Raw genomic sequence first — 5,226 nt, 5'->3', positions numbered from 1 at the left:
GAACGGTGTTACGGCTGACGGAGAAACGCTGGACGAGCTCGTTCTCGCTTTGCAACCGGTCGCCGAAGCCCAGAACACCGGAGCGGATTTCATGTTCGAGAACCGTGGCAATCTGTTCTGGCTTGCCCGTGCCGGGAGACAGTTGAACCGAACGCCGCTTCATATAAGTACCTGTTCAATGAGCCTGTATAATCCTGTTCACATCACCGCAAGCTTGTCAACGAGGTGACGAATCGCGGTCACTATGCAAGCCGTTTCTAAGCTGGTCGCCCCAGTCGCGTCCCCTGCATTCCCCGATGTATTGGCAGTAGGGACGAGCGCCTCCTTGAGGCAGATTTGTGGCTGCTTTGATCAGTTGTGACGGCGCCCCGCCCGCGGCAGAATAATTTAGCCTATTCGACTGCCGCCCGCGCCGGGTGGATCTATCTTGACCAGACGTGCTCTGGCCTCGCCCACTCGCCGTTGCGCAGACCTAATCCTGCCGCACAGCGCGATATTAATGCCGACGTCGCAGTTTTTGTTCAGCATTTCTTTTGCACGCTGGAGAGACAGCTCCGCTCGTTTAACGCGCTGCCTGGCCTCAGCCAGCTCAATGTTCAACAGATCGACCGTCATTCCGGATCCGAGAGGTCCCTTCGGTTGTTAATCGGCCCAGGTCGCATTGGTTCCAGTCGGAATCGGCAAAGGCTTGGACGCGAGGACACGTAAGCCATGGGTTACCGGCCAAGGCAGAAAATCTTGCCGTCGATGCATGCGGCGGCGTCTGGCTGGGCCAGCCGCAGCTCATCAACGGCGGCTCATCGCAAATGGTCAAGGTGATGGCCGAGTATGAGTTTGGAGCAGATCGGCGTTAAGCTGCCTGTCGTGCGGCGCCGCCCGTGTCTACGACTGCACAGGTTGCCGATGCTAAGTCGCCTTGGCAAAAAAATCTGCGACCGGGACCCGGCAGGGTATGGACCGGTATGTTACTCGATCCTAATTAAACCCTATGAGCCGTTTGCTGCTTAGCTTCGTCTCGTTGTTATTTTCCGCCACGCTTCTTTATGCGCAAGAGTGGCAGCCCTTCGGCGTCAAGCAGTTTGGCTTTGTATTCGATGTGCCCCCTGGCTTTGTTCTGACTCAGCGTTCCGACCAGGGGGCAGCTTTTCAGGGCAAAAACGGGGCCTTTCTTGCTGTTTGGGGCGCAAGGCTCGGAAAGGCCAGTTTCCGCGCCGAGATAGAGCATCGAATTGTCGAGGACGAAAAGGCGGGCTGGAAAGTGACCTATCGGCGCGTTAAGCCGACTTGGGCCAGTTATTCCGGCCTCAGGGACGGGCAAATCCGCTATGTGCGCGTCATTGCGATCTGCAATGACCGTGCGGCGCTCTTTACGATGAACTACAGCAGATCCGAAAAAATCCCGTACGATCCGATCGTGGTGCGAATGGTGCGATCCCTACGGGCGGAAGGTTGCTAAAGTCAGACCAACAAGCGCGCAGCGACGACTGAGATTTGACGGCCGGTCTCATCCGCTCATAAGTGACAATCACCTGGTTCGGCAGTCAGTTTTCGCTTCGCCGAGATGCATCCGTGCTCTTTCCTGGCGGATCTCCCCTGCCGTCCAACCGGCTCCGGCCGGCCGACCGCCGGAGGGCCTTGATGGCTTCCGCAACCCCCGTGCGATCGTTGTCATTGGCCCGGATCAGGTCGGGAACCTGGTCCACGGCAATGCCATTCTGCTGCGCGAAATGCTCCACGTCGAAGTCTTGGCTGGATCCCAGGCGGGCTCGGTCGCGTGTGCTCTTGTCGTCGCCCATGTGGTCCTCCTGGTGGAGCTTCGGATCAATGGCAACGCGGGCAAGCAGCTTTCGTTGCGCTTTTTACAGCCCGCGGCTTCTGAAATGTTTGCTGGTCCGCCGCTATCTTGGGCCTGCGTTCGCCCCATTCTGCCTCCCATCGGTTACTAGGAGCCAGGAGAATTGTGCGATTTAGCTCATCTGAGACGCTTGCGGATCTGAGCTCCTGAGAGAGCAGTTTAGTGGCTTAGTGGCGTCACTAGTTCGCCGTGACGGGCGGTCGCTGCCAGGCTGGTTCGCCGGCCTCCGAAGTGAACTCGTTGATCGTGGCGGCCCCGGGCGGTTGTTGCGGTCGTCAAAGGATTGCCAACTTAGAGAAAATGCCGACGCCAGCCTGAATCCGCAATTTGTTTCGGAACCGATTCGAACCAGCGATATTGATTCAAATCGCAGCGTTTGGAGTGCGCGTGGATGCTAACCGAGCTTGGCCTTGGCCGGCTATCGTTCATTGAGTTCCAAATGCCAACGTTGGTCGACAAGCCGCCCAAGGGCCGCGGGTGGACCCACGAAATCAAATACGATGGATACCGTACGCAGCTGATCATCCAAGAGGGTAGGGTGCAGGCCTTCACGCGAAACGGCTACGACTGGACCGACCGATATGGACCGATCGTCCGGGCTGCGGCCCAGTTAAAGACCACGGAGCGGGCCATCGTTGATGGCGAAGCGACAGTGTTTGGCACCACAGGACGTCCTGATTTCCAGGCGCTACGTCGCGAACTTGGCAAGGCTGAATCGACGAACCTTATCTTCCACGCATTCGATCTCCTCCACCTCGACGGCAATGACCTGCGGGACGTTCCGTTGCTTGAGCGCAAAAGGACCCTGCAACGTCTCCTGAAAGGCGCACCGCCGGCCCTGATCTACGTTGATCATCTGGAAGGCGACGGCCCGACTGTGTTTGAGCACGCTTGCGAAATGGGCCTTGAGGGGATTGTTTCGAAGCGTGCAGATTCGCCTTATCGCTCCGGTCGGCAAGACAGTTGGCTCAAGCTCAAATGCATCAAGAGCGACAATTTTCCGATCGTCGCCTTCGTCGAGAAGCTGGGTGCCAGGCCGCGCAGGATCGCCTCGCTTTACCTCGGCCGCAGAGATGGCAATCGCGTCCACTACGCCGGCAAGGCGCAGAGCGGCTATAGCCTTACCGATGCACGCGAAGTGCGCGAGCGCTTGGACCCGCTAATCGTCGACAAATCTCCGCTCGCCGAGCCGATAGACAAGCCCAAGGCGACGTGGGTGCAGCCGGCCGTTGAGGCCGAAATCCAGTATAGCGGCACCACCGATGACGGGCTGCTGCGCGAAGCGGTGTTCAAGGGCCTGCGCGACGATCTGAGCCCGCCGGCCGGCGCGTCATTGGTCTGCAAGAAGCCGCCGTCCAATGAAAGTTCCGGCGTCCCGCGCGAGAACATTCTACAACTGCTGCCCGACGCCATGGTGCCATCGAAAGAGGAGCTGATCCGATATTGGAAGAAGGTGGCGAAGAAGGCGCTCGTCCATCTCGGCCGGCGGCCGCTCAAGCTGGTTCGCCACTCTCACGGGATCACCTTCTATCACAAGGGCAGATTGCCCGACATTCCGGATACCGTGCACCAACTGCGTGTTCAGAAGCGCGAGGGTGGAGAAGGCGTGAGGCTGTGGGTCGATGATCTTGATGGGCTGCTTGGCTTGGTGGAAATAGGCGCTGTCGAGTTGCATCCCTGGAACACCACCGTCGATGATATCGAGCATGCCGACCGGGTTGTCATCGACCTGGATCCTGGCGAAGGCATCGAATGGGAGATGATCGTCGAAACGGCCCTGAAGGTCCGGGATATGCTGCGTTCGGAAGGACTCGATAGCTGGCCGAAGGTGACCGGCGGCAAGGGCCTGCATGTGATGGCGCCTCTGCAGGCCGTGATCACCCACGACGACGCCCGGCAGTATGCCCGAAAGCTGGCACAGCAACTGGTCAGCAAGCACCCCGATCGCTATCTTTTGTCGGCTGCGCCGTCGGCTCGTTGTGGGCGCATCTTTCTGGATTACCTCCGCAACGGCCGTGGCAACACAGCCGTCGGCGCTTACTCGCCTCGAGCCCGTTCAAGCTTTCCGATAGCCGCTCCAGTCACATGGACACAGGTCGAAAAGGGAATTCTGCCAGACGCGTTTACGTTGGAGAGTCCATTTCGGCCGGCGAAAGCCGCCTGGGCCATGCGGAAAAACCGATAGCAATCGCGAAGTGTTAGTCCCATGCGAAGGCCTTAACCGCCGGCGTCACTGCGGCTGCGGCAAGCGGCCGGCGTCATTGGGGGCCGTTGGGGTAGATGCCAAGAGACGCCGGCCCAGCGGGTTGGGGTCCGCCGCCTGGAACAATAGCGGGTTTGGAAATTCAGGTAACTCCGTGATTGCGGAAGACGAGCCTTTGCGATCTCGTCCGTTTCGCTCTTCGTCTCTCGAGCGCACGCGTCAGGGAAGCGTTCTGTCCAACCACTCCGCAGGACGATGCCAAAAGTTCCCCCTTGGCCATCCTCATTCGGGTTGCCCTGTGGGACATACGAGGTGGCTCAGCCGGTGAGACAGCATAAAAGGTCGCGAGGAGAAGGCGGCCACCTCCGCAAGCTGCTCGCCAGCGCCATTGATCCTATTAGGAGGCTTTAAACTATTCTTGATACACGACGCGGTCTCGTCCTTCCGACTTGGCCCGGAAAAGCGCCAGGTCGGCTGCATTGATGAGATCATGTGGCGTATGGGTCTCATTGGGTACCGTCGTTGCAACACCAACGCTTATGGTCACCCGCTCGGACCCGTGCGGAATGCTCAACTCCCGCACGCTCTGGACGAGCCGCTCCGCGACGGTGCCCGATTGCGCCAACGAAGCGTCGACCATCACAACAACGAACTCCTCGCCCCCATATCGCGCAGCGAGATCCGTAGAGCGATTGCAAGTGCTCTGGATCACACCGGCGACCTGCTTCAGCACCTCATCGCCCGCCATGTGGCCATGGGTCTCATTATAGCGCTTGAAGTGATCTGCATCGATCATCAAAAGCGACAACGGACTCTGCGTGCGGACTGCGCGCTTCCATTCCGCCGCGAGATACTCATCGAAGTAGCGCCGGTTTCCGAGACCGGTAAGGCCTCGCTTGGCCTTGAATTTGCTGTGCCTGATCGAATGCGGGGAATCGTAGCTCGGGGTGGAGAGGCTGACGCGGTCATCTGTCACGCGCCTCGGACCGTAGCGGTAAGCGCAATTCCGTCTCCAATGCCCATTCCCAGCGCCGAGGGACCAGCGGCTTGGCTGCGGGGGGCTCTCAGCTAGGGTCAGGACCCATTAATTTGTTGAGTTGATCTCTGTTGGGTGATTCAAGGTGGCAGGAGGTGCCGCCTTGAGTGATTTGCTGATGTTGACGCCGGA

Annotated in this window: 6 protein-coding genes; 2 read left to right on the top strand and 4 right to left on the bottom strand. The window is 59.1% G+C overall.

The window, feature by feature from the left end:
* Together NKJ84_RS32810 and NKJ84_RS32805 are read right to left on the bottom strand one after the other, a co-directional pair.
* Positions 1 to 163 (bottom strand): GntR family transcriptional regulator (locus NKJ84_RS32810; RefSeq protein ID WP_352509972.1); only part of this gene is annotated, 163 nt, incomplete at its 3' end.
* A 224-nt stretch (positions 164 to 387) separates the two neighbouring features.
* On the bottom strand, positions 388 to 615 hold the full coding sequence (locus tag NKJ84_RS32805; protein WP_352509970.1) for a hypothetical protein: 228 nt from the start codon (positions 613 to 615) through the stop codon (positions 388 to 390).
* Between the two features lie 373 nt (positions 616 to 988).
* Between NKJ84_RS32805 and NKJ84_RS32800 the strand changes: the two genes are divergently transcribed.
* Positions 989 to 1,456, top strand: a complete 468-nt coding sequence (locus NKJ84_RS32800) for a hypothetical protein (protein WP_352509969.1) — start codon at positions 989 to 991, stop codon at positions 1,454 to 1,456.
* Positions 1,457 to 1,541: 85 nt separating this feature from the next.
* Here NKJ84_RS32800 and NKJ84_RS32795 read toward each other — a convergent pair whose 3' ends face one another.
* Complete coding sequence (locus tag NKJ84_RS32795) at positions 1,542 to 1,796, bottom strand: hypothetical protein (RefSeq protein WP_254818584.1); 255 nt, start codon at positions 1,794 to 1,796, stop codon at positions 1,542 to 1,544.
* Positions 1,797 to 2,246: 450 nt separating this feature from the next.
* On the opposite strand from NKJ84_RS32795, the gene ligD reads away from it, so the two are divergent.
* The gene (gene ligD, locus NKJ84_RS32790; RefSeq protein ID WP_352480616.1) at positions 2,247 to 4,040 is read left to right on the top strand and encodes a DNA ligase D; all 1,794 of its coding nucleotides are present in this window, start codon (positions 2,247 to 2,249) and stop codon (positions 4,038 to 4,040) included.
* Between the two features lie 430 nt (positions 4,041 to 4,470).
* On the opposite strand, the gene NKJ84_RS32785 is transcribed toward ligD, so the two are convergent.
* Positions 4,471 to 5,034: a GGDEF domain-containing protein gene (locus NKJ84_RS32785; RefSeq protein WP_352509967.1), complete on the bottom strand. Its 564-nt coding sequence runs from the start codon at positions 5,032 to 5,034 to the stop codon at positions 4,471 to 4,473.
* Between the last annotated feature and the right edge of the window lie 192 nt (positions 5,035 to 5,226).

The organism is Mesorhizobium sp. M0048, assembly GCF_040323405.1.
GTDB lineage: Bacteria > Pseudomonadota > Alphaproteobacteria > Rhizobiales > Rhizobiaceae > Mesorhizobium.
The sequence above is the reverse complement of the archived record's forward strand: the minus strand, read 5'-3'. Positions and strand labels throughout refer to the sequence as shown.